The organism is Mycolicibacter sp. MU0102 (assembly GCF_963378105.1).
GTDB classification, from domain to species: domain Bacteria; phylum Actinomycetota; class Actinomycetes; order Mycobacteriales; family Mycobacteriaceae; genus Mycobacterium; species Mycobacterium holstebronense.
The window spans coordinates 3,739,537-3,759,828 of sequence record NZ_OY726398.1; the positions used below are offsets into that span (position 1 = coordinate 3,739,537).

At 66.7% G+C, this 20,292-nt stretch carries 20 protein-coding genes; 3 read left to right on the top strand and 17 right to left on the bottom strand.

What is annotated here, in order from left to right; all coding sequences use genetic code 11:
- The first annotated feature begins 12 nt into the window (after positions 1-12).
- Together RCP37_RS17645 and RCP37_RS17650 are read left to right on the top strand one after the other, a co-directional pair.
- On the top strand, positions 13-1,161 hold the full coding sequence (locus RCP37_RS17645) for a thiolase family protein (protein ID WP_308484281.1): 1,149 nt from the start codon (positions 13-15) through the stop codon (positions 1,159-1,161).
- Between the two features lie 16 nt (positions 1,162-1,177).
- Positions 1,178-2,407, top strand: coding sequence for an amidohydrolase family protein (locus RCP37_RS17650; protein ID WP_308484282.1), 1,230 nt, complete (start codon positions 1,178-1,180; stop codon positions 2,405-2,407).
- 68 nt (positions 2,408-2,475) lie between these two features.
- On the opposite strand, the gene RCP37_RS17655 is transcribed toward RCP37_RS17650, so the two are convergent.
- The 9 genes from RCP37_RS17655 to RCP37_RS17695 all read right to left on the bottom strand — a co-directional run bounded on the left by RCP37_RS17655 (position 2,476) and on the right by RCP37_RS17695 (position 10,784).
- Positions 2,476-3,234 carry an SDR family NAD(P)-dependent oxidoreductase gene (locus RCP37_RS17655; RefSeq protein ID WP_308484283.1) on the bottom strand — a complete coding sequence of 253 codons (759 nt, stop codon included), beginning with the start codon at positions 3,232-3,234 and terminating at the stop codon, positions 2,476-2,478.
- 142 nt (positions 3,235-3,376) lie between these two features.
- Positions 3,377-3,865, bottom strand: coding sequence for a nuclear transport factor 2 family protein (locus RCP37_RS17660; protein WP_308484284.1), 489 nt, complete (start codon positions 3,863-3,865; stop codon positions 3,377-3,379).
- Positions 3,858-4,280, bottom strand: coding sequence for a Zn-ribbon domain-containing OB-fold protein (locus RCP37_RS17665; protein ID WP_308484285.1), 423 nt, complete (start codon positions 4,278-4,280; stop codon positions 3,858-3,860). The genes RCP37_RS17660 and RCP37_RS17665 overlap by 8 nt, the downstream gene beginning before the upstream one ends.
- A gap of 7 nt (positions 4,281-4,287) precedes the next feature.
- The gene (locus RCP37_RS17670) at positions 4,288-5,496 is read right to left on the bottom strand and encodes a thiolase family protein (RefSeq protein WP_308484286.1); all 1,209 of its coding nucleotides are present in this window, start codon (positions 5,494-5,496) and stop codon (positions 4,288-4,290) included.
- Between the two features lie 17 nt (positions 5,497-5,513).
- Positions 5,514-7,733, bottom strand: coding sequence for an acyl-CoA dehydrogenase family protein (locus RCP37_RS17675; protein ID WP_308484287.1), 2,220 nt, complete (start codon positions 7,731-7,733; stop codon positions 5,514-5,516).
- Entirely contained in the window at positions 7,730-8,287 is a 558-nt protein-coding gene (locus RCP37_RS17680; RefSeq protein WP_308484288.1) for an IclR family transcriptional regulator, read from the bottom strand. Before RCP37_RS17680 ends, RCP37_RS17675 begins: the two co-directional genes overlap by 4 nt.
- Before the next feature lie 141 nt (positions 8,288-8,428).
- On the bottom strand, positions 8,429-8,644 hold the full coding sequence (locus RCP37_RS17685; RefSeq protein WP_308484289.1) for a helix-turn-helix domain-containing protein: 216 nt from the start codon (positions 8,642-8,644) through the stop codon (positions 8,429-8,431).
- 51 nt (positions 8,645-8,695) lie between these two features.
- Positions 8,696-9,517: an SDR family oxidoreductase gene (locus tag RCP37_RS17690; protein WP_308484290.1), complete on the bottom strand. Its 822-nt coding sequence runs from the start codon at positions 9,515-9,517 to the stop codon at positions 8,696-8,698.
- A 4-nt stretch (positions 9,518-9,521) separates the two neighbouring features.
- Positions 9,522-10,784, bottom strand: a complete 1,263-nt coding sequence (locus tag RCP37_RS17695; protein ID WP_308484291.1) for an amidohydrolase family protein — start codon at positions 10,782-10,784, stop codon at positions 9,522-9,524.
- Positions 10,785-10,809: 25 nt separating this feature from the next.
- Here RCP37_RS17695 and RCP37_RS17700 point away from each other — a divergent pair, with 25 nt between their 5' ends.
- Positions 10,810-11,634, top strand: a complete 825-nt coding sequence (locus RCP37_RS17700; protein WP_308484292.1) for an AraC family transcriptional regulator — start codon at positions 10,810-10,812, stop codon at positions 11,632-11,634.
- Here RCP37_RS17700 and RCP37_RS17705 read toward each other — a convergent pair.
- The 8 genes from RCP37_RS17705 to RCP37_RS17740 form a co-directional block, all read right to left on the bottom strand.
- A complete protein-coding gene (locus RCP37_RS17705) occupies positions 11,621-12,799 on the bottom strand; it encodes an acyl-CoA dehydrogenase family protein (RefSeq protein WP_308484293.1) in 1,179 nt (392 codons plus the stop codon). The genes RCP37_RS17700 and RCP37_RS17705 overlap by 14 nt on opposite strands.
- Positions 12,800-12,812: 13 nt before the next feature.
- The gene (locus RCP37_RS17710) at positions 12,813-13,898 is read right to left on the bottom strand and encodes an acyl-CoA dehydrogenase family protein (RefSeq protein ID WP_308484294.1); all 1,086 of its coding nucleotides are present in this window, start codon (positions 13,896-13,898) and stop codon (positions 12,813-12,815) included.
- 1 nt (position 13,899) lies between these two features.
- The gene (locus tag RCP37_RS17715; RefSeq protein ID WP_308487138.1) at positions 13,900-14,754 is read right to left on the bottom strand and encodes an amidohydrolase family protein; all 855 of its coding nucleotides are present in this window, start codon (positions 14,752-14,754) and stop codon (positions 13,900-13,902) included.
- Positions 14,755-14,759: 5 nt separating this feature from the next.
- Positions 14,760-16,376 (bottom strand): acyl-CoA synthetase, encoded by a 1,617-nt coding sequence (locus RCP37_RS17720; protein WP_308484295.1) that lies wholly within the window; start codon positions 16,374-16,376, stop codon positions 14,760-14,762.
- A 2-nt stretch (positions 16,377-16,378) separates the two neighbouring features.
- Entirely contained in the window at positions 16,379-17,629 is a 1,251-nt protein-coding gene (locus RCP37_RS17725) for an amidohydrolase family protein (protein ID WP_308484296.1), read from the bottom strand.
- A 4-nt stretch (positions 17,630-17,633) separates the two neighbouring features.
- Positions 17,634-18,437, bottom strand: a complete 804-nt coding sequence (locus tag RCP37_RS17730; RefSeq protein WP_308484297.1) for an enoyl-CoA hydratase — start codon at positions 18,435-18,437, stop codon at positions 17,634-17,636.
- 135 nt (positions 18,438-18,572) lie between these two features.
- Entirely contained in the window at positions 18,573-19,370 is a 798-nt protein-coding gene (locus tag RCP37_RS17735; RefSeq protein WP_308484298.1) for an SDR family NAD(P)-dependent oxidoreductase, read from the bottom strand.
- Between the two features lie 15 nt (positions 19,371-19,385).
- Positions 19,386-20,147 (bottom strand): crotonase/enoyl-CoA hydratase family protein, encoded by a 762-nt coding sequence (locus tag RCP37_RS17740; protein ID WP_308484299.1) that lies wholly within the window; start codon positions 20,145-20,147, stop codon positions 19,386-19,388.
- Between the last annotated feature and the right edge of the window lie 145 nt (positions 20,148-20,292).

Here is a 20,292-nt window from a genome sequence, read left to right on the forward strand (position 1 = left end):
GACCGCGATCCCATGACTCATGACGTAGCGATCATCGGTGTCGGCCTGCACCCGTTCGGCCGATTTGAGGGCAAGTCCGCGATGGCGATGGGGGTCGATGCGATCTTCGCCGCGGTGGCCGACGCGGGGGTGGACTGGAAAGACATCGGCGCCGCGACCGGTGGCAGCTGGACGGTGGCCAATCCCGATGCGATCGTCGGGATGGTCGGGCTGTCGGGTATCCCGTTCACCAACGTGTTCAACGCATGTGCCACCGCTGCCAGCGCGGCCAAGGTCTGCTCCGACGGTATCCGGCTGGGCGACTATGACATCGGCATCGCCGTCGGCCTGGACAAGCACCCGCGCGGGGCGTTCACCGAAGACCCGGCGCTGGTCGGAATGCCGCGGTGGTATGCCGAGAACGGTCAGTACCTGACCACTCAGTTCTTCGGCATGAAGGCCAATCGCTACCTGCACGATCACGGCATCTCCCAGCAGACGTTGGCCAAAGTCGCGGCGAAGAACTTCCGCAACGGCGTGTTGAACCCGAATGCGTTCCGGCGTAAGCCGATCTCCGAGGAGGAGATCCTGGGCTCGGCGATGCTGAACTATCCGCTGACCCAGTACATGTTCTGCGCACCGGATGAGGGCGCGGCGGCGGTGGTCATGTGCCGCGCCGACATCGCGCACCGCTACACCGACAAGCCGGTGTACCTGCGCGCGGTGGAGGTCCGCACTCGGCACTACGGCGCCTACGAGGTGAACACCACCTTCGCCCCGGTGACCGAAGACGTGGCGCCCACGGTGTACGCCGCCCGCGCTGCCTTCGAAAAGGCCGGTGTCGCGCCCGAAGATGTCGACGTTATCCAGTTGCAGGACACCGACGCCGGCGCCGAGATCATCCATATGGCCGAGTGCGGCTTCTGCGCCGACGGCGACCAGGAGAAGCTGCTGGCCGACGGCGCGACCGAGATCACCGGATCACTGCCGATCAACACCGACGGCGGGCTGATCGCCAACGGTGAGCCGATCGGCGCGTCGGGACTGCGCCAGATCCACGAGCTGGTGCGCCAGTTGCGCGGCGAAGCCGGCGACCGCCAGGTGCCCGGCGAACCCAAAGTCGGGTTCGCTCAGCTCTACGGGGCACCGGGCACGGCCGCGGCAACCATCCTGACCACCTAGCGACCGGGAGACACCCATGAGCCAGTTCCGTGACGCACCGATCTTCGATGCCGACCAGCACATGTACGAGACCCCCGAGGCGCTGACCAAGTACCTGCCGGAGAAGTACTCGCGGGCGGTCCAATTCGCCCAGATCGGCCGCCAGACCCGGATCATCATCAACGGCAAGGTCAGCGACTTCATCCCGAACCCCACCTTCGAGCGGGTGGCCGCACCGGGCGCACACGAGAAGTTCTTCGCTGGGGAGAACACCGAGGGCCTGACCCTGCGCGAGATGCAGGGCAGGGCGATCGAGGCGCCGCCGGCAACCCGCAACCCCGCGGACCGGGTCGCCGAACTGGACCGCCAGGGCGTCACCGAAGCGTTGAACTACCCCACGTTGGCCAGCTTGGTGGAGCATTCCAGCGCCGACGACCCGGAGCTCACGCTGGCAATTGTTCACGCCCTGAACCAGTGGATGGCCGAGCACTGGACCTATGACTACGACGGCCGGGTGTTCTCCACGCCGATCATCAACCTGTCCGAGGTCGAGGGCGCCCAGCGAGAACTGGAGTACATCCTCGATCAGGGCGCAGCAGTGGCGCTGATCAAACCCGGGCCGGTCAACGGCATCCACGGTTGGCGCTCCCCGGCGCTGCCGGAGTTCGACCCGTTCTGGCGTGATGTCCAGGCCGCCGGTCTGCCCATCGTGTTGCATGCCAGCTTCCCGCCGCTCGACGCCTACGTCGGCCGCTGGGAACCGCCTTACACACAGAACTTCATGACGCAGAGCGCTTTCCGCTGGATGGTGTTGGGGCACCGGGAGATCGCCGACATGATCACCGCGCTGATCTGCCACGGCACCCTGACCCGCTTCCCCAAGCTGCGCATCGCCAGCGTGGAGAACGGCAGCTCCTGGATCGGGCCGCTGTTTCACGACTTCGGCGACCTGTACAAGAAGATGCCGCAGAACTTCCCCGAGCATCCGCATGAGGTGTTCCGGCGCAACATCTGGGTCAGCCCGTTCTGGGAGGGCGCCGTCTCCGATGTGGTGGACACCGTCGGCTGGGACAAGGTGCTGTTCGGATCGGACTATCCGCATCCCGAGGGTCTGGCCGAGCCGAAGGGATTCTGGAAGTACGCCGAGGGCATGGACGTTCGGCGCACCTATGACTTCATGGGTGACAACGCCCGCCGGTTCATGGGGCGCCCGATCGCGAATCCGGACCCGGCCGCGCTCAAGCCACCGGCATTCGCCGACGCCTAGTGTTGACTCTGCGGTCAGGGCTGCGACACACCGCAATTCACCACCCTGGCCGCAGAGTCAACGCAGGGTCACTTCGGCGCGAAGCGCTGGCCGGCGTCCAGACGGATGCACTGGCCGTTGAGCATCGGATTCTCGACGATGGCGGCCGCCAGTTTGGCGTACTCCTCCGGGCGGCCCAGCCGCTTGGGGAACGCCGCATCCTTGGTCAGCACGGCGGCGAACTCGTCGGGGATGCCCTCGGTGAGGCCCGTGGCGAACAGACTGGGCGCGATCGCCAGCACGCGGACGCCGACACTGCCCAGATCGCGGGCCATCGTCAGGCACATTCCGGCGATCGCGGCCTTGGACGCCGTGTAGGCGACCTGCCCGATCTGGCCTTCGAACGCCGCGATCGAGGAGGTATTGATGATCACGCCGCGCTCGTCGTCTTCGGGCTCGTTGGTGCTCATGTGCCAGGCCGCGAGCCGGCTGACGTTGAAGGTCCCGACGACATTGAGATCCTGGGTGCTGCGAAAGGCCTCCAGGTCGTGCGGTCCATCCCGCTTGATCGTTCGTTGTCCGATACCGCCACCCGCGGTGGTGACCGCGATGTGCAGCCCGCCCAACGCCTCGACCGCCTCGTTCAGCACCCGCTCGGTACCAGCGAAGTCGGTGATGTCGGCTTCGAAGAAGAGGCCGCCGATCGATTCGGCCACTTCCTTGCCCTTGGACTGCGGCCGGTCCAAGACAGCCACTTGGGCACCGCGTTTGGCCAACAGCTCCGCTGTCGCCTTACCGAACCCCGATGCACCACCGACGATGATCGCGCGCTTGTTTTCGATCTCCACGAACACTCCCCTTGTTTGGACACGACGACCCGGGGCCGCCCCGGCGCCTATACTATAGCTATTCCCGTAATACATTCAGTATGGCGTATGAGGGTCCCCGCGATCGAGCCGGCGATCGGCCCGGACAGCCAGCGTCAAGCACTCAATCGATGAACCGGCCGACGACTCTGGCCAGCAACGATCGAACCCGCGGCGAGAGATAGACCGCGAACAGCCCGTTGAAGATGTCCTCGCGCAGCCTGGTCAGCGTCGAGGTCTTGATCCGCCAGTCGCCGTCGACCTTTTCGTAGGTCTCGGTGTAGTGGCCGTAGCCGCGCAGGTTGACGCCGGGGCCGAATCGCACCACGTCTTCCAGCGCCCACACTCCATGTGCCGTGGTCGGTGAGTCCAGCTCGATGTCGGGCGCGTGGACCTGGTGGACAGTGGGCTCATCTCGCAGGCTTTTTCGGGTGAAGGCCACGAATTCGTCGGCGCCAGTGATGACTTTGCCACCCGCACTCGATGTATCGCTGACGAAATCATCGGTGAACAGCGCGCGCCAGGCCACCCAGTCTTTGGTGTCCAGATACCGGCAGTAGCGCGACTTCAGGCGTTTGATCGCCTCGATCTGCGCCGCGGTGTCGTCAGCCACGACTCGGCGCCGGTTCGTAGCGCAGCATCGTGACGTCGTGGTCCGGGTAGTCGCAGAACACCGGCTGCACCCGCATTCCCACCGCCAGATCAGCGGGATCAACGTTGACCAGTTCGGTGGAGAACCGCGGTCCCTCATCCCATTCGACGATCGCCAGCAGCTGCGGGACGGCGTCGGCGAAGTGCGGCCCGACCGGGCGGCGGGCCACCGTGAAGGAGTACAGCGTGCCCATCCCGGAGATTTCGCGCCATTCCAGATCATCGGCCAGCGTGCGCGGAGCGCGGACTCGCGGATAGAACACGTAGCTCTCGGTCGACGGCGAGTACTGGATGACGATGCGGTGCTGCGCCAGCGCATCCCAGAACGGAGCGGTGGTGGGGGTCTTGACCGGCATCGGCCGTTCGAAAGTGATCATCTCCGGTCTAGTCCCCTTCCAGGATGAGCGTCGTCTGTTCCGACAGGATTCCGCCGTTGCCCGAGACGAAGGCCCGGTTGCAGTCGGCCACCTGCGCGGCCTGAGCCCGGCCCATGATCTGGCGAGTGGCGTCGCAGACGTGGTGCATACCGCCGGCCAGGCCGGCTTGGCCGAATCCGAGTTGACCGCCCGCGGTATTGAGCGGGAAGTCGCCGCGGAAGGTCAGGTCATGATCGGCGAGGAACTGCATGCCCTTGCCCTTCTCGCAGAACCCCGCGTCCTCCAGCGACAACAGCACGGTGATCGTGTAGCAGTCGTAGATGGAGACCATGTCCATGTCCGCGCGCGTCAGATCCGTCATGGCGAAGGCGGTGTCGGCGGCCTCGCGGATGGGAGTCGCCAGCAGATCGGCTGCGTACGTCGGGGTTTTGAACGGCACGTGTTCGCCGAATCCCTTAATCCACACCGGACGGTTGCGGGCTCGCTTGGCGATGTCGGCACTGGCGATCACCACCGCGGCGCCGCCCACACAGGGCATCACGATCTCCAGCATGTGCAGCGGATCGGCGATCACCGGGCTGGCCAGCACGTCCTCGACGCTCAGCGGGGTGTCGCGCCAGATGGCGCCGTCGGTGTGATTGGCGTTGGTGCGCTGATCGACGACCAGTTTGGCCATCGCCCGTTCGTCATAGCCGTAGACGGCGCCGTAGCGCGTGGCGACCTGGCCGTAGGGGCCGTTCTGCCCCAGGTTGCCGTAGGGAATCTCGAACTCTGCTTGCGGAGAACCGTATTGGTTGCTCGAGGACCCGAAGAACATGGCATCGACCAGTGGCTTGGGTTTACGTTCCGACATCGGGGTGATGTAGCGGGCCGGCAGCGCGCACAGCACCACATCACAGATGCCCAGTTCGATCGCCGCCGCGGCGCGCCAGACCATGGCCGCGGCACTGGCCCCACCCAAGTCGACGATCTCGGCGAACCGCGCTGGAACCCCGAGGTATTCAGCGATCGTGGACGGCACGAAGATCTCCGATTCGCCCAGGTGCGAGGTGACGATGCCGTTGACGAGTTCGCCCGGAAGGCCCGCGTCGGCCAGTGCTGCCGCGCTCAACTCGGCCCACTGCTCCAGGGTGAACGGGGCCGGGGTGGCCTTGTTCATCCGTTCCGGCGGCAGCTCGACATAGCCGACGATCGCGGCGTCTCCACGTAGTCCCATGCGGGGTGTCCTTTATCTCATTTGCGGGGCAGGCCGAGAATCATCTGGGCGATGATGTTCAGCTGAATTTCCTTGGTACCGCCGCCGATCAGCTCGGCCGGCGACAACAGATACGGCTCGACAACTGCCGGGTCGGAATCGGCGACCATCGCCAATCGCCCTACGGTTGCCAATGTGGCGTGGAAGGTGCGGCGCAGCAGCACGTTCATCGCCACTTTCGCGATGCTTGACGACGCCCCCATGCCTTCGCCGTCCAGCAGCCTGATGGTCTCGCGCACCCCGAGCGCCCTGATCGCGTTGGCGTATGCGTCGAGTTCGCCCAGTGCGCGCAGTGCGTCTCCGCGCGATCGGCCCGGGGCCGCGGCGATGGCCCGCAGCGCCACAGCCCGGTCATTCTCGACGTATCCGCTGATGGCGGTGCGCTCCTCGGCCATCGTGGCGATCGCCAGTTGCCAGCCTTCGGTGGGCTCCCCGAGCAGCATCTCGTCGGGTACGAAGACGTCGGCGAGGAACACTTCGTTGAATTCGGCTGCCCCGGTGGCCATTACGATCGGCTGGACTTCGATCCCCGGCGAGCGCATGTCCACGATGAAATAGCCGATCCCGCGATGCTTGGCCACCGCGGGATCGGTACGGGCCAGCAGTGCGCCGTAGTCGGCGCGCTGCGCTGCCGAGGTCCAGATCTTGTGGCCGCTAATGCGCCATCCGCCGTCGACCTTGACCGCGCGAGTGGTCAACGACGCCAGGTCGGAGCCGGCCCCGGGCTCGGAGAACAGTTGGCACCAAGCGAGTTCGCCGCGCTGGGTCGGGGGAATCAGCCGCCGCTGCAGGGCATCCGGTGCAGCGCGCACGAGCGAGGGCAGGATCCATTCGGCGATGCCCAGTGACGGCCGGACCAGCCCGGGTCGTTTGGCGAACTCCTCGATGATGATCAGCTGCTGCAATGGGGAGGCGTCGCGTCCCCACGGCGCGGGCCACTGCGGGGCGATCAGTCCGGCGTCGGCGATCAGCGTCCGCTGCGGGCCCGTTTCGAAGTGGGGGTAGTCGCCTTGGCGTCCCGGACCGTCGTTGGCCAGCGCTTGGGCGGCGTCGAGAGTCGTGGCCACGCCCGCCCGGAATTCGGCTTCCGCGCCGCCGAGGTCGACGGTGAAGTCCCGCTGCTGCCCGACGGTCAGCTCGCCGAGCCGGCGAGCCCAGTCGGTGGCAGCACCGATCGAAGCGGCGATGCTGGTGGCGCGGCGCCAGTACAGGTGCAGATCGTGTTCCCAGGTGAACCCGATCGCGCCGAACATCGTCAAGGTGTCGAACACGGTGTCCGGACACGGCGCGACCGCCGTCAGCGCGGCGGTGGCCGCGGCCATCCGATGTTGTTCGGGACTGTCGGTCGCGGCGCGCAGCGCGTCCCAGGCCGCTGCGCAGGCCAGTTCGGCGTTGACCAGCAGCATGGCCGCATTGTGTTGCAGGGCCTGGAAGGTGCCGATCGCGACGCCGAACTGTTCGCGGGTGCGCAGGTGCGCGGTTGCGGCCTCGACACACCATTCGGCGATCCCGGCACACACCGCAGCCACCAGCCCGACGGCGAGGTATTCGGCACGCTCGGAATCGATTCCGGTCAGGACATCGTCGGTGCTCACCGGGTGATCGACGACGGTGATGGTGGCCAGGTCGGTGAGCAGGTCGGTTCCGGTCACCGACTGGACGTCTGCTCGGTCGGTGTCGACGACCGCCCATACGTCCATACCGTCGTCACCGGTGGCGCAGACCAGCGCAAGCCGGGCCGCGCGGGCGCCGGAGATCACCTCGGAGGTACCGCTGATCGACCAGCCGTCATCGGTCCGTCGCGCGGTGAAGTCGGACTGTCCGGCCAGCACGACGGTGGCCGGGGCCCCGGCGGCGACCGCCCGCAGAAACTCCTCCCGCGCCGGCGTGGCCTCGGCGAGCAGACCGACCGCGCCGGCGGTCACCGTCGGCAGCAGTGGACCCGGTAGAGACACTGTTCCCGCGGCCTCCAGTACCGCGGCGACGTCCAGCAGCCCACCGCCCTGTCCGCCGCAGTTTTCGGGCAGGTGAATCGCGTGAAACCCGTTAGCGACCAGGTCATCCCACCAGGGTGGTAATTCTCCGTTCGCCAGCGCATCGAAGGCCTTTCGGGTATCGGTCATCGGCGCGCGCCGGCTGGCGAACTGCCGCAACGACTCGCCGAGTTGGCGTTGTTCGACGCTGAGCGTCACGCTCACGAGCTCTCCTCATGTTCTCCACGTGCAGTCCACTGCGATTGGATACGCGCGGCGGTTTCTCGTACGGCCACACCGAGATCGGCGACCTCCGCGGCGGTCAAGGCTGCGAAGGGGGCGACTCCCACCGACATCGTCACCGTCCCGTCGGCGTCGCGAACCGGCGCCGAGACGCTGGCGATCGGATGCCGCTCGGTGTCGCCGAGTTCGTCGGGCAAGTAGTCGACCTCGGTGAGATCGGCGAACGCCGTGGCCAACCGGGCGGTGATCTCGTCCGGCTCGCCGTCGGCCGCCAGCGCCTGCAGCGCCGAGTACACCCGGACGTATTCGCGGCTCATCCGGTCGATCGCGTAGCCGCGCCGGCCGACCTCGTCGAGCACGGCGGCCAGCCGTCGCCGCAACCGCGGCGATGGTGCGCCCAGCCCGCTGAGCCATTCCTTCTTGACCGGTTCGCCTGCGCCGGCGATGAATTCACGGCCGAACGGCGCCACCAGCGGAATCCGGAAGCCGGCACCCAACCGCAGACCGGCGATCGACTCCCCGACCGAATCGGTCACCACCACCGTCGCACCCTGGCGAGCACCGAGGATCACCTGTCGGCCGACCGCGTCGAAAAGCCGCTGCAGCTCCGGCCGGAAGGCCTGCCGGTTGATGGGGCGGGCGAGCGCGGCCAGCGCGGGGCCCCAGGAATATCCACCCTACTGGCGGTCGCGCACCAGCCACTGCCGGCTAGCCAGAGTGGCGAGGATCGCGTGGCAGGTGCCGTGACTGATGCCCAGGGTCTGCGAGATCTCCGACAGGGAGAAATGCCGTTCCGGGTCGGCGGCCAGCAGCTCCAGGATCCGCATCACCCGCTCGGTCGGCGGCGAGGAGACCGGACGGGCCGTGCCGTCCGCGTCCGTCGCTGCCGTCATACTTTCGAAAAATACGTCGAATAGTCGACGCACGCAAGTTCGCGGCGGACGTCAGTCGGAGGCCGCCACGCGCGCTCGCTCCCGCATCGACGCCACCACACCGCCGTCGTTGAGGATGTCGGTTCCGGTGAGATATCCCGCCTTGGCGCTGACGCAGAATGCCAGCAGCTCGGCCATCTCCTCGGGCGTTCCCCAGCGTGGGACCGCGGCGTCGGTGACCAGCGCCCCGGCGCCGGCCCGCTCCTCCAGCCGGCCCATCTCGGTGTCCACCGAACCGGGTGACACCGAGACGATGCGCAGCCCGCGCCCATTGAACCGCTCGGCCTGCGAGCTGGAGTACCAGCGTACGAACGCCTTGCTCACCGCGTAAGCGATGCCCGAGCGCACCTCTTCGGGAAACCCGCTGTAGCCGGCCGCCATGGTGTCCACGAACGCCGGGCCGTCCTGCAGTGCCAGCGGGAACTGCCCGGCCGGGATCAACTCCTCGGGCAGCAGGTGAGCCGCCATCGACGCCACGTTGACGATCGCAGCGCCCTCGGGTGCCGCACCAAAGAAGATCTCGTTGACGTTGACGGTGCCCACGGCATTGGTCCGCATGACATAGTCGGCATCCCCCATGCTCGGGCTGACTCCGGCGGTGTGGATCACCGAGGTGACGGGCCCGATGCCGGCCGCGGTGTCGAACAGCGCAGCGACCGCGTCGCGATCGGTGACGTCGCAATTGATCAGCCGGACGTCGAAGCCTTTCAAGGCCGCCGCGGCGTCCAGCCGGTCTTGCCGGACATCGCAGAGCACGACCGGCTGCTCGCGGCCGACGATCTTCGCGGTGGCCAGCCCCATCCCGCCGGCGCCACCGGTGATCACAGACACCATCGCGTCAGGCCTGCGCCAACTGCTTCTGCGCGTACCGCTGCGCCCATTCGGCCCGCGGCCGGATGGAGACGTCCACGTCGGTGGCCGTCGCCCGCAGCGCGCCTACCGTCGCCTGCGCACGCGGCGTGTGCGCGAACGGATCCCAGCCGAAGAACCGGCAGGAGTTCTCCCAGGTGATCTTGTTGATGTCGGAGTCGTCGGCGCCGGCGGCCTCCAGCTCGGCGAGCACCTGCTCGGGGGCATCCGGCCAGAAGCAGTCCGAGTGCGGGTAGTCGCACTCCCAGGCGATGATGTCGATACCGATCTCGTGCCGCAGCTTCAGCGACGTCTTGTCGGTGACATAACAGGCCAGCGAATGCTCGCGGAACACTTCGGACGGCAGCTTGTCGCCGAAGTCGCGGCGCAGCCACTTCTGGTTGGTGTAGTGCCGGTCGCTGCGGTCCAGATAGAACGGGATCCAACCGATACCGCCCTCGGAGAACGCGAATTTCAGGTCCGGGTAGTTGCGCATCGCCGGACCCCACAGCAGGTCCTGGGCGCACATCGCCGAGATCTGGGTGGCCAGGATGATCAGGTTATCGATCGGGGCGTTGGGGGCCATGCTGATCGCGCCGAAGCCGGTGCCGATGTGCAGGCACATCACCACGCCGGTCTCCGACAGCGTGCGGAACACCGGGCCCCAGTACTCGTCGTCGTGGTAGCTGGGCAGTCCCTCCAGGTGTGGCAGTTCGGGCATGGTGACCGCCCGGCAGCCCTTGGCCGCCACCCGGCGGATCTCGGCGCACATCGCCTCGGGATTCCAGGTCGGCAGGATCGCGATCGGGATGAAGCGGCCCGGATAGGAGCCGGCCCACTCATCGATGTGCCAGTCGTTGTAGGCCGACACCATCACCAAGGTGACGTCCTCGCGCGTCATGTTGAGGTGCCGCGCGGAGAACCCGGTGAAGGTCGGGAAGCACATCGAGGCGAGGATGCCGTTGCGGCTCATGTCGCGCACCCGCTCATGCACGTCGTAGACCCCGGGACGCATCTCGGCGAAACCGGCGGGGTCGCGGCCCCACTCCTCGGCGGGCCATGACACCACCGCATTGAGCCCGCTGACGCCTTGCGGGCGGCCCTGATACATCCACTGGTCGACGCCTTTTTCGTCGGTGACGACGATCGGTGCCTCCGTCTTGTACTTGGCCGGGACATGGTTGAGGAACATGTCGGGCGGCTCCACCACGTGGTCGTCGATGCTGACCAGGATCAAGTCGTCGATGTTCATGGCTCTACTAGTACCCTGGAAAATCGTGACCGTCTCCGCGCGTTCGGCCATAGATTTTGCAGAACCGGCCAACATCGATCTGCGCCGTGGCGGCCGCGCGCGGGCCGGCAGCTACCTCTACGAGGGACGGCAACTGGTCACCGGCTGGCATTCCCATGACTTGCACCAGATCGAGTACGCCGTCGGTGGCGTGGTCGAAGTCGAGACCGCCGCGGCGCACTATCTGTTGCCACCGCAGCAGGCGGCCTGGATCCCGGCCGGCCTGGAGCATCAGGCCGTCATGCGCGCCGAGGTGCGCACCGTGGCGGTGATGTTCGACCCTGAGCTGGTCGCCCACGCCGGCGACCGGGCCCGCATCCTGACCGTTTCGCCGCTAATCCGGGAGATGATGCTGCATTCGCTGCGCTGGCCAATCGAACGGGCCGACGGCGACGTGGTCTCCGATGACTTCTTCCGCACCCTGGGGCACCTGGTCTCTGCCGCATTGGACCACGAGGCGCCGCTGAGCCTGCCCACCTCGGATCACCCGATCGTCGGCGCGGCCATGGTCTACACCAAGGAACACCTGGCGTCGGTGACCGCGGCGGAGGTCGCCCACGCCGTCGCCGTCTCCGAGCGCACCCTGCGCCGTCAGTTCGAAGCGGTGATCGGCATGTCCTGGCGCACCTACCTGCTACACGCCCGAATGCTGCAGGCGATGGCGCTGCTGGCCGCCCCCGACCAGGGGGTCCAGCAGACCGCAACGGCTATCGGCTTCGACAGCTTGAGCGCGTTCACCCGGGCGTTCACCCGCTTTGCCGGCGAGGCTCCCTCGAGCTACCACCGCCGAATCATGACTACGACGTCTTAACCACCGGGGGCGAATAGTTCGGCTTGCCCAGGCCCAGTACGTATTGGGCGATCATGTTGCGGAACACTTCGAGAGTCCCGCCGTAGATGCCGACCAGCGGAGCGAACCGGAAGACGTAGTCGCTCGCCCCGCCGTCGATGGCACCGTCGGTGTCGATCGGCAGCGCCGACGCACTTCCGAGCAGGTCCATCAGGTCCGGCGAGACATCGCGCATCGCCTGCGCCAGTGCCACCCGTCCGAAAATGGATGGCGCCGACAGCGACGCCTCCACCCGCGCCGCGGCGCGCCCGAGCCGGTAGGCCACCGAACGATCCGCGATGCTCCCCGACCGCCCGGCCACCTCGCCCGCCTTGTCGACAGCGACGGCCATGAAGTTCGCCTGGTGCATCATGATCGAGACATCCTGCAATCCATCGGGATTGGCGTCCACAGCGCCGTGTTCGACGTTGAGCGGCTCACGCAGCACGGTCCATCCGCCGTTGACCTCGCCAAGGCGGTACTTGTCGTCGACGCGCACGTCGCTGTAGTAGACGATGTTGGTGCGGTCGCCGTCGACGGTGCGGAGGCCCTGGATCTCGATGCCCGGAGTGTTCAACGGAACCAGGAACATGGTGAGGCTCTTGTGTTTCCGCGCCTCTGGATCGGTGTTGGTGATCAGGAAGACGTACTGGCAGTTGTGGGCGCCGGTGGTGAACATCTTGGAGCCGTTAATGATCCAGTTGTCGCCGTCGCGCACCGCGCGGGTCTTGCAGGTTGCGACGTCGGAGCCGCCTTCGGGCTCGGTGTAGCCCAAGCAGAGTCGGATGTGGCCGCTGAAGACCCCGGGCAGAATCTCCTCACGCAGCTCGGGCGAGCCGAAGGAGGCGACCGACCGGGCCACCATCGCCGTGGTTCCCCAGGTGACCCAGGGCACGTGGGCGCGGCGCTTCTCCAGTTCCCAGATACGTCGGCGCACGCGGGGTAGGCCGCCGTCGGCCTCGGTTTTCCACTCCGCCTCCAGGTAACCCGCGGCGCCCAGCGCCAGGTGAACGACCTCGTCGAAGTTGTCCCCGGTCTCGCGGTCGCGGCGCTTGACGTCCTCAGTCACGTGAGTGGCCAGGAATGCGCGTACCTCGTCGCGGAAAGCCAAGTCATCGTCGGTCAGCTGTGGTTGTGAGAAGTCCATGATCGTTGGTGTCCTATTCGGCTGCGTGGGCGGCGGTTTCGCGGGCGGCGGTTTCACGAACGGCGACGAGCTCCCCTATGCGGCAGGCAGTGACTCCGGGATCGCCCCCGGCCAGGGGCCAGCCGCGGGCCCGGACCAGGTACGCGGTGGCCGCGGCTTCGGCTGACACGCCCAGACCCCCCTGGATGTGGACCGCCATGGTGGCGGCCTTGGCGGCTTCCTCTGCCATGAAGACGAAGGCCGAGGCCGCCAGCTCCGGCCGCTCATCGGGCTCGTTGTCCATGAACCATCCGGCGCGGTAGGCCAGGTTACGTCCGGAGGCGACCGTGATCGCCATATTCGCCAGTGGGTGCGAGATCGCCTGCAGGGTGCCGATCGGCACACCCAGGGTGTATCGGGTCTTGGCGAACTCCGCGGCGATGGTCATGGTCTGCTCCACCATCCCGACCAGCGCTGAGGCGGTCAGTAGTCGCCATTCATCCAGCGCCCGCTGATATTCCGCCAGCGCCTGAGGCCCGCTGGCCAGCACGGTCGCCGCGTCGGCTTCGGCCGGGTCGACCCATGCCATCGGCAACCGGCCGATGTTGTCGACGCGAACCGGCCGGGCTGCGAACGCCAGGCGCACCACCGCATCCCCGTCACGGACGATGATCGTGTCGGCGATCGAACCCGTCGGCAGCAGCCGCGGGCCGGCGGTGGCCTCCTGGTGCGGGTCGAACGCAATCAGTCGATTCCCGCTCACGATGTCGGCGGTGGCGTCGGCGTCCGGCGATAACCCACCGAGGCGGCCCAACAGGCGCGCGGCGCAGACTTGGTCGATCCAGGGAACCGGCGCCAGGGAGCGACCGATCTCCTCGGCGACCAGCGCAAGGTCCACCAGCGTGGCTCCGTCGCCACCGACCGATTCCGGCAGCGCCATGGTGGTGGCGCCCATCGCACATAGCCGCTCCCACAGGTTCTTGTCGAACCCGGATTCCTCTGCGGCACGTACTGTTTCGATCGGGCTATGCGTGGTGAAGAACTGTTTGTAGGCAGCCTGCAACGCGACGTGGTCCTCGGTCAGGCTGTAGTCCAGCCTGCGCAGTTCGAAACGATCCATCTCAGCTCTCCTGTTCGGGTACGGCGCCGCGTTCGGCGAAGAAGAAGTCGGCGGCATTGCGGTAGAGGTACTTGTCGAGCACGTCGGGTGGTAGGTCCAGAGCGCGCGCCTCGGGCACTACCCGGTCCATCCGCAGCACCGGCCAGTCCGAGGCGAAGATGACCTTGCCGGCGCCCCGGGTGCGCATGAAGTGCAGCAGGCTTTCCGGCAGTCGTTTCGGCGACCAGGCCGAGGTCATCAGCCGCAGGTTGCGGTACTTGATGAGCAGGCGGATCGCCACGTCCCACCAGGGGTCGGCGCCGTGGATCATGCACAGTCGCAATTCGGGAAATCGCACACAGACCCGGTCCAGGTGGATCGGGTGCTGCACCTCACCGGGGATCGGCGGCCCCGGAATTCCGGTGTTGACGCACAGCGGCAGATCCAGCTCGGCGCACTTGGCGTAGAGCGGATAGTAGACCGCGTCACTGGGCGGATACTGGCCATCGCCCCAGAAGCTCGGCCCCACAACGGCGTAGACCACCGGCAGGTCGCCCGCGACGGCACTCAATTCCCGAAGCGCGGGCACCGGACGCAGCAGGTTCATGCCGCCCATTGCCAGCGCGAACCGATCTGGCCGGGCTTCCACGAACTTTCGCGCGGTCACCGATGGTTTGACCAGGTTGTCCATCAAGACGGCCTTGGTCACGCCGTGGGTGTCCATCTCGTCGAGCAGCGCCGACATGTCGACCGGCGCGAACATCGACTCGGGTCCCTTGAAGTAGTCATCGCGAGTTCTGACCATCCAGGACGGCTGCTCGTTCTCGCCGAAGTGCACGTTTGCCAGACAATCGATTACTTGTGACTGCTCGCTCATGCCCGTCATGCCGTAGCCACCTCATTCACCTGTCGTTTGGCCCAGCGATAGTCGGCCTTGCCATTGCCCAGCCGGCGCACCTGCGCCACCATGACGTACGCCTTGGGCACTTTGAAGCCCGCCAGCACCAATCGGCAGTGTGCGTCCAACTGCTCCTCGACCACACCCGAATCCGGTTGCGGTACAACCAGCGCGACCAGCTCTTCGCCCCAGCGCTCGCTCGCACGGCCCACCACGAGCGCGTCGGCCACCGCCGGGTGAGCGCGCAGCACGTCCTCGACCTCCTCGACGAACACCTTCTCCCCGCCGGTGTTGACCACCAGGGAGTCGCGACCGAACAGCCGCAGCGTTCCGTCCTTCTCGATGCTGGCGCGGTCGCCGGAGATCACCATCCGCTGACCGTCGATCTCACCGAAGGTGCGCTGCGTCGCGTCGGCGTCGTCGAAGTATCCGAGCGGGATCCGGCCGGTCCGCACCACCCAACCCACCTCGGGATCACCGGGTTCCAGGAACCGGGTGCGGTCCTGCGACACCACCGACCCCCCGGTCCGCAGATCGAAGGTGTCACGCCGCGCGTCGCGCTGGCTTCGCCCGAAGCCCAGATTGCCGGTCTCCGAGGAGCCGTAGCCGTTGATCAGGGTGATCTGCGGGAGCAGTTCCAGCAGCGCCGCCTGGTACTTCGGATTGGTTGCGGCACCGCCGGTTCCGATCGAGTGCAAGGAAGACAGGTCATAGGGACCCCGGCGCAGTTCGGCGACCAGTGGCGCGGCGTAGGCGTCGCCCACCATGGTCATCAATCCGACCTTCTCCCGCGCTGCGATATCCAGCACCGAACGGGGATCGAATCTGGTGCGGGTGTCGTTGAGGATCACTGTCTGGCCGCTCAAAATCGCCGAGAATGCGGTCCACAGTCCGGCGGCGTGCATCAGCGGTGACAACGCGAACCAGGGCGCACCGGCGTACTGCACCTTCTGGTGGATCTCCGCCGCGCAGGCGTGGTCGTCACCGACCATCGACGACACGTAGATATCGCTTTGTCGCCACAGCACGCCCTTCGGGCGCCCGGTGGTTCCCCCGGTGCAGATCATCAGCAGATCGTCCGGGGACGGCGTCACCGCCTGATCGGTATCGCCCTGCGCCAGGGCATCGTCCAGCGATACCGCGTCGAGCCCGGGTCCGTCGGCGATGCTGTCGTCGATCCGGATCAGCAGCTCGGCGCCGGATTCGCGGAGCGTGTCAACGAATTTCGTCTCGAGGCTGGAGTGGTAGATCACCGCTCGGGGACGCAGATAGTCGAGGAGCTCACCGGCCTCGGCCGGGGTGTAGTAGTGGTTGACGTTGACCGGGACCGTGCGGGCCTTGAGGCAGCCGATCACCATGTCGGGGTACAGGTCGTTGTGCATGAGCAGCGCGACGCGGTCTTGGCCGCACTCCCAGTTGCGCAACTCCGAACGCTCACGCTGGACGCCGAGACCGCGACCGGTCAGGAAGTTGGCCAGTCGACGGCTGCGCTCGGCGGATTGCGCGAAGGTGCTACTTCGGTCCCCGCAGATCGTCATGGCCCGGTCGGGCACGGCCTCGGCGATCGCGTCGAGGACCGCGCCGAGAGTCCATTCGCCCACCGTCAGACCGAAGCTGTCAGGTGGGCGACGCCCGGTGCGCAGCGGTTCGGATCACCCAGCAGAGTCAATGCGTTGTCCCGCATTACCATTCGGGTATCTTCCACGCTGAACTCGGGGAACTGCGGGATGTCGGCGGTGAAGGTCGTCGGGTCGGCCAGGCCCTCACCGTGCGGCCAGTCCGAACCGAACAGGATCTTGTCGACGCCGATGGTGTCGGCCAGCAGCTTCACGTCGTCCTCGTAGTAGGGGGCAATCCAGACGTTGTTGCGCAGCTGCTCGATCGGATCTTCCTTGTAGTGGTACGGCGCGTTGTTGGCGGACTTCTTCAACCGCTTGATCAGCCGGTAGACGAAGTAGGAGCCGTTCTCGATGCTGACCACCTTGAGCTTGGGGTGACGGGTGAACACCTGATGCACGATCATCGAGGCGATGGTGTCGTGGATCGCGCGATCGTCCATGATCACCATGTCCAGCGGGTCGCGTTTACCGAATCCCTTGAACACGCCACTGCCGCCCCACAACGCCGGGATCGCCATGTAGCCGGAGTCGGACAGGTGGAAGACGACTGCGACGCCCGCCTCGGCGAGGCGCGCCCACACCGGGTCGTGCACGGGGTCACCGAGGGACCGGGCCCGAACCTCGCCGGGCACCGGCGCCGGGCGCACACACACCAGCTTGGCTCCGCGGCTGATCACGAATTCGACTTCCTCTACTGCTTTTTCGGGGTCGGCTAACGAGATGATCGGTGCGGATATCACGCGGCCGTCGGGACGGTCGAAGCCCCAGTCCTCGTCGAGCCACAGGTTGAACGCGTGCACCGACGCGATGGTGGCGGGGATGTCGTGCTTGAGCCCCTCCTCCACACCACAGGCGAAAGTCGGCAGCATGAACACCGTCTCCAGCCGCTGCCGGTCGAGCACCTGCACGCGGGCGTCGCGGTTCTGGTATTCGGGATGCTCGGAGAGCCGGTCGAGCTTCATCAACGACGCCGGCTCCACGCCTTCGGGAATCTCGCCGCGGAACAGCAGATCCAGGCAGCCGGGTTCGATGATCGGGTCGAAGTTCGGGTTCGGGATGAAATGGTTGACGACCCCGCCGAATACCGCCAGGGTGCGATTGCCGTCCTGCACCATCTGGACACCGCGGCTGCGGAATTCCTTGGGCAGGTGCCGAGTGAACGCGTCCAGCGGCTCGTAGTAGTGGTTGTCGACGTCGACGGCCAAGTACGGGAGCCGTTCAGGTGCGGTAGTCATGCGCTCAACCTTTCTGGGTGAGGGGCGGGAAGTTCGGCGGGCGTTTCTCGAAGAAGCTCGTGATGCCCTCGATGAGGTCGGGGCGCGCCAGCGATTCGTACATCAGGGTTTCGGCACGTGCACTGACCGCGGCGACGTCGTCTAGTGCGTCGCGGTAGACCTGGCCTTTGATCACCGCCAGCGACGCCGGTGAGCAGTGTGCGGCGATGTCACGCGCGTAGGCCGTCGCACGCTCCAGCATTTCTTCGGGTTCGACGACGTAGTTGACCACGCCGAGTTCGCGGGCTTCCTCGGCGAGGAAAGTGCGCCCGGACAACAGCAGATCCATCGCCGGGCCCATGCCGGCCAGTCGCGGCAGTATCCACGTGATTCCGTGCTCGGCGACCAGGCCGCGACGGGTGAAGGCGGTGGCGAATTTGGCACCGGCCGCGGCGAACCGCACGTCGCACATCAGCGCATGGGTCAGCCCGATTCCGACGCAGGAGCCGTTGATGGCCGCGATCACGGGTTTGCGCAACTCGGTCAGGAAATGCGGGGGGCGGTCCCCGACCAGTTGGGACACGTCGGTGCCGGATGCGTCGACGGCGTCGGGACCCGTTTGAGTGCCGCCACCCAGATCCGCACCGGCGCAGAATCCCCGGCCACTACCGGTCACCACGATCGCCCGCACCGCGGGATCCGCCTCGGCACCATCGATGGCGGCGTAGAAACCGGCGGCGATATCGGGGCCCCAGGAATTGAGCCGCTCCGGACGGTTGAAGGTGATCAGCCCGACGCCGTCATGCACGTCGTAGAGCACCGCGGTCATCGACCCCGCAACCTCCGCCTCGAAGCAACCGGATAGTTCTTACTGTATACCTTTCGGTAGCGCATTCCGCAACCTCCGAGGTTCCTGCCTCAAGCCACTATGCACGCAGGTCAGGAGCAAATTCGGGTCAGCCGATCAGGTGAAATCCGAGCCGCCGTCAACGTTGACGTTGGCGCCGGTCATGTAGGCGTTGCGACGGGAGGCCAGAAAGGCTGCGACCGCGCCCACTTCGTCCGGCAGGCCCGCCCGTGGCAGCTGCGCCGGGTGGCCGAAATGCTCGGCGATGGCCTCCATCAGCCGGTAGGGGTCCTCCCCGTCCACCCCGACCGAGCGAGCCCAGCCGACCAGCGCCTCGGAGGCGACGCTTCCGGGCGAGACCACGTTGACCAGAATCTCCTCGGGCGCCAGGAGCAGCGCCAGGTTCTTCGAGATGCTGTTGACCATCGCCTTGGCCGCGGTGTAGGCAACCAGGACTGTGCTTTGGCGCTGCGTCGACTGCGCCGAGAAATTGACGATTCGAGCCCATTCGGCCTTGCGCAGCAACGGCAGCGCCGCCTGCACGGTATGCACCATCCCCATCGCGCCCTGGTCGATCGCCCGGCGCCACTGCTCATCGGTGAGATCTTCGAAGGTGCCCTGCACGTCGGGGCCGGCCGCGTTGATCAGAATGTTGAGCTCGCCGCCCCAGCGCTCACCGAGGTCGGCGAAGGCCCGCTGGACCCGGTGCTCATCGCAGGCGTCGGCGACTATGCCGATCGCCTCCGGACTGCCGCGTCCCCTCAGGTCGTCACACGCGCGGTCCAGGTCGGCAGCCGAGCGCGCCATGACCGCCACCCGGGCCCCGTCGTCGGCCAGACAACGAGCGGTGGCCAGTCCCATCCCCCGGCCACCACCGACGACGACGGCGCGCGCGTTGCGCAAACCCAGATCCACGGCCGCAGACCAGTGTCAGGCGCCGGTCCAGTTCGGGGCGCGCTTCTCGGCGAACGCGATGGCACCCTCCTTGGCGTCATGGGAGGTGAACACCGGCGCGATCAGCTCACCCTGCTTCTGCCAGATCTCGTCCTGACTCCAGCCGGCGGACTTCACCATGATCTCCTTGGTCACCGCGACGGCCAGCGGGCCATTGGCGGTGATCCGTTCGGCCAGCGCGGTGGCCCCGTCCAGCGCTTCGCCCGGCTCGGTGAGCACGTTGACGAAGCCCCACTGGGCGCCCTGTTCGGCGGTGAAACTCTCACCGGTCAAAGCCAATTCGAGCGCCTTCTGATACGGAATGCGGTGCGGCAACCGCAACAGGCCACCGCCGGCGGCCACCAGCCCCCGCTTGACCTCGGGGATACCGAATTTCGCGCCCTGGGCGGCCACCACCAGGTCGGTGGCCAGCACCAGCTCGGTGCCACCGGCCACCGCGTGTCCTTCAACCGCGGAGATGAGCGGTTTGCGCGGCGGGCGCTCGGTGAAGCCGAGCCCACGCCCCGGCACATACGCCAACTCCCCGGCCGCGAACGCCTTGAGATCCATTCCCGCACAGAAATTGCCGCCGGCCCCGGTCAGCACCCCGACCGACAGTTCGGGAGTGTCGTCCAATTCGTCGCAGGCCGCAGCCAACCCCTCGGCGACCGCCTTGTTGGCCGCGTTGCGCGCTTCCGGCCGGTTGATCGTGATGATAAGAATCCGTCCGCGACGCTCGCGCAGTACCGCTTCTGACACGGCTCACCCTTCAGGCGTTGTGACAAGGTATATCAAAATGCTTACCATAGGCTTTACGGTAAGAGAAGCTCATTACCCCGCGCGAGCGAGCGGCACAGGTAGGTTTAACGGCGAAGAATCCGGCCGTGTCGACCAGAACTGGAGG

What these genes read in the sequence shown, in the direction of transcription:
- RCP37_RS17705 (WP_308484293.1), bottom strand. Translation starts at nt 12,799, where the DNA reads ATGGACTTCTCACAACCACAGCTGACCGACGATGACTTGGCTTTCCGC.
- RCP37_RS17645 (WP_308484281.1), top strand. Translation starts at nt 13, where the DNA reads ATGACTCATGACGTAGCGATCATCGGTGTCGGCCTGCACCCGTTCGGC.
- RCP37_RS17730 (WP_308484297.1), bottom strand. Translation starts at nt 18,437, where the DNA reads ATGACCGCGGTGCTCTACGACGTGCATGACGGCGTCGGGCTGATCACC.
- RCP37_RS17685 (WP_308484289.1), bottom strand. Translation starts at nt 8,644, where the DNA reads ATGACGGCAGCGACGGACGCGGACGGCACGGCCCGTCCGGTCTCCTCG.
- RCP37_RS17690 (WP_308484290.1), bottom strand. Translation starts at nt 9,517, where the DNA reads ATGGTGTCTGTGATCACCGGTGGCGCCGGCGGGATGGGGCTGGCCACC.
- RCP37_RS17695 (WP_308484291.1), bottom strand. Translation starts at nt 10,784, where the DNA reads ATGAACATCGACGACTTGATCCTGGTCAGCATCGACGACCACGTGGTG.
- RCP37_RS17670 (WP_308484286.1), bottom strand. Translation starts at nt 5,496, where the DNA reads ATGGGACTACGTGGAGACGCCGCGATCGTCGGCTATGTCGAGCTGCCG.
- RCP37_RS17650 (WP_308484282.1), top strand. Translation starts at nt 1,178, where the DNA reads ATGAGCCAGTTCCGTGACGCACCGATCTTCGATGCCGACCAGCACATG.
- RCP37_RS17710 (WP_308484294.1), bottom strand. Translation starts at nt 13,898, where the DNA reads ATGGATCGTTTCGAACTGCGCAGGCTGGACTACAGCCTGACCGAGGAC.
- RCP37_RS17725 (WP_308484296.1), bottom strand. Translation starts at nt 17,629, where the DNA reads ATGACTACCGCACCTGAACGGCTCCCGTACTTGGCCGTCGACGTCGAC.
- RCP37_RS17665 (WP_308484285.1), bottom strand. Translation starts at nt 4,280, where the DNA reads ATGATCACTTTCGAACGGCCGATGCCGGTCAAGACCCCCACCACCGCT.
- RCP37_RS17715 (WP_308487138.1), bottom strand. Translation starts at nt 14,754, where the DNA reads ATGAGCGAGCAGTCACAAGTAATCGATTGTCTGGCAAACGTGCACTTC.